Source organism: Tropicimonas sp., assembly GCF_047971885.1.
In the GTDB taxonomy this organism is placed as follows: Bacteria; Pseudomonadota; Alphaproteobacteria; order Rhodobacterales; family Rhodobacteraceae; genus Tropicimonas.
Genome location: NZ_JBKEAE010000089.1, coordinates 1 through 2,646 on the forward strand (window position 1 = coordinate 1; position 2,646 = coordinate 2,646).

The following is a 2,646-nucleotide window of genomic DNA, read 5'->3' on the forward strand; positions in this document are numbered from 1 at the left end:
AGCCGCACCCCCAGTTCGCTCTTGATGCGGTCGTTCCTGACCCGTTTGCTTTCGGCATAGAAGCTCCGGGCGATGGGGGTCATTTCGGCGGTTTCGAACCGTTCCTCGGCCGGCACCGGTACGCCGAGCAGCCGCGCGGCATGGGCGATGACCTCCTGCGGCGGGGCGGGATCGTCGTCACAGACGTTATAGATCGCGCCGGGCCGCGGGCGGGCAATGGATGCGGCGAGCACCTGCGCGATATCCTCGACATGGATGCGCGAGAAGACCTGCCCCTGCCGGACGATCCGCCGCGCGGTGCCGGCGCGCAGCTTGGCGAAGGGGCCGCGTCCGGGGCCGTAGATTCCCGCAAGGCGAAAGATCATCAGCGGCCACCCCGCCGCGTCTGAAAGCCGGCGCCACTGCGCTTCGGCCCGAACCCGCTGCCGCCCGCGCCGCGTGGCCGGGGTGAGCGGCGCGGCCTCGTCGACCCAGCCGCCCCGATGATCGCCATAGACCCCGGTGGTCGAAAGATAGCCGATCCATTCGGGGCACGCCGCATGCAGAATTCCGGCGATTTCGGGCAGGAAGGGATCGCCCGCGTCATCGGGCGCGGCCGAGACGAGGATATGCGACGCCCCGGCAATCGCATCGGTCAGGTCGCTGCCCGGCCAGAGGTGCAGATCGACATTCTTCCCGGGCAGACCCGCCGGTTTGTCCTGCGCGCGGGTGGTGCCGACGAAACGCCACGCATCCGGCTCCGCCGATTGCAGGTGCCGGATCAGCGTTCGGGCGGTGTAACCATGGCCCAGCGTAAGAAGCGTTCGTGTCATCCTGTCTCTTTCAGTATGCGCAGGGTCTGCTGGCAGCCCGTACCGTTGTGAAACTCCGCAGGTCCGGCCACCGCCCGGACCCGGACGCCCCGCTGCGCCGCGACAGAACGTTCCAGACCGATCTCGTCGTACACGGCCTGTCTCACGGGCGGAATGCTCCCGGAGCCTCCGGTTCCGGCGGTGCCGCATTCTGGCGGTGCGGGCGGCACAGTCAAGAACCAGCAATCTGTGAGGATCTTGCAAAACCGGGCGCGCGGATGCGCCGCCGGACCCGCCGTGAAGTCCGATACCGGCATGCAATTCCATGCAACGGGAGGCTCTGTTGCATAGATCGCGTGAGGGATTCATCTCGTGCATCCAGCGTGGTAGCCGGGATACATGAGCAGACTGATACCTCCGACCTACCAGATCAGGAACTGGCCGGCCTGTAATGAAGCGCTCAAGCGCCGCGGCTCGCTGACGATCTGGTTTGACCCCGCCATGACCTGGGAGGCCGCGCCGACCGGCAAGCGCGGCTGACAGCGTGACTATAGTGATGCGTCGATCCAGACCTGTCTGACCATGAAGGTGTTGTTCGGGATGGCGCTGCGGCGGACGACAGGGTTCGTCGAGAGCCTGCTGCGGCTGGTCGGCCTCGACTGGGCTGTGCCCGACTTCAGCACGCTGTCGCGGCGCCAGAAGACCCTGAGGGTGAACGGCTCGGACGGTCCCTTGCACCTGCTGGTGGACAGCACCGGGATCAAGGCCGAAGGCGAAGGGGAATGGAGTGAGGCGGATCAGAAAACAGTCCGGGGGACTGTTTTCCCGCTGAACGCGCACGCACGGTGGCACAAAGCGCCGGGTCTGGCGCAAGAATCACATCGGGATTGATGAGAAATCCCTCGAAATCCGAGCTGCCGAGTTCACCACCAGCATGATCGGCGATGCGCCGATGCTGCCCGAGCTGCTCAGCCAAATCCCACCCGACCAAGAGATAGCCAGCGTGACCGCCGGCGGCGCCTTCGACACGCGCAAGTACCACGACGCCATCACGGCTCGCGGCGCCGCCGCGATCATACCACCCCGCAAGAATGCCAAGCCGTGGAAGCCAGACACCGCCGGGGCCATCGCCCGCAACGAAATCCTGCGGACGTCGAAGCGCGTCGGTCGGACCATCTGGCGACGATGGAGCGGCTATCACCACCGAAGCCGCGCCGAGACCAGGATGCACTGCGTCAAGGTGCTGGGTCAGCGCCTGTGCGCACGCGACTTTGACCGTCAAGTGGCCGAGTTCCAGGTCCGCGTCGCCGTCCTGAACGGCTTCACCGCGCTCGGCACGCCCATCACAGAGGTTGCGGGATAGGTCTGTCCAGGGAAAGCGGAAGATCGCTCTGCAACTGATTTGTGCAAAAGAGCCGTGCCCGATGGTAAAATAGGGCGGGGCATCGGGGCCGCAGCCCGCCACCCATTCCCCTGTATGGATATGGCGCGCCAGCACACCCCAGCCCCGGCGCATCGAGGTCCGCGCCTCGGGCCAGTCCACGCCATCGCTGGCGAGCCATTTAGCAGGCTGCTGAAAAACTCCCCCGGCAAGGCCAAGCAGCGCCAGAACCGTGCCTGCGGTATCTTCCTGCGCATTTTCCGTGAGCGCTGGCAATTCCGGTATCGTTGAATAATAAGAGAATAGACCGTCCTGCCGGCGCTCGTCGCGCCAACCACGTAATATGTCCATGTGGAACAGGGAGGAGGCGACAACCATATGAAGGAACCGGCGGAGACGAACGGCAGGCGTGGAGGACGGCAGGGGAGAATCACGATCAGGGATGTCGCGAAAGCGGCCGGGGTTTCGATGATG

Annotated in this window: 2 protein-coding genes and 1 pseudogene; 1 reads left to right on the plus strand and 2 read right to left on the minus strand. The window is 65.4% G+C overall.

The genetic code is table 11. From position 1 onward, the window contains the following. Nucleotides 1–812 (minus strand): SDR family oxidoreductase (locus ACK5IR_RS08400; RefSeq protein ID WP_416927831.1); only part of this gene is annotated, 812 nt, incomplete at its 3' end. Then, complete coding sequence (locus ACK5IR_RS08405) at nucleotides 809–958, minus strand: hypothetical protein (RefSeq protein WP_416927833.1); 150 nt, start codon at nucleotides 956–958, stop codon at nucleotides 809–811. The genes ACK5IR_RS08400 and ACK5IR_RS08405, both read right to left, overlap by 4 nt. A gap of 232 nt (nucleotides 959–1,190) precedes the next feature. Here ACK5IR_RS08405 and ACK5IR_RS08410 point away from each other — a divergent pair. Beyond that, nucleotides 1,191–2,154, plus strand: a pseudogene (locus ACK5IR_RS08410) (IS5 family transposase). Nucleotides 2,155–2,646 lie beyond the last annotated feature (492 nt).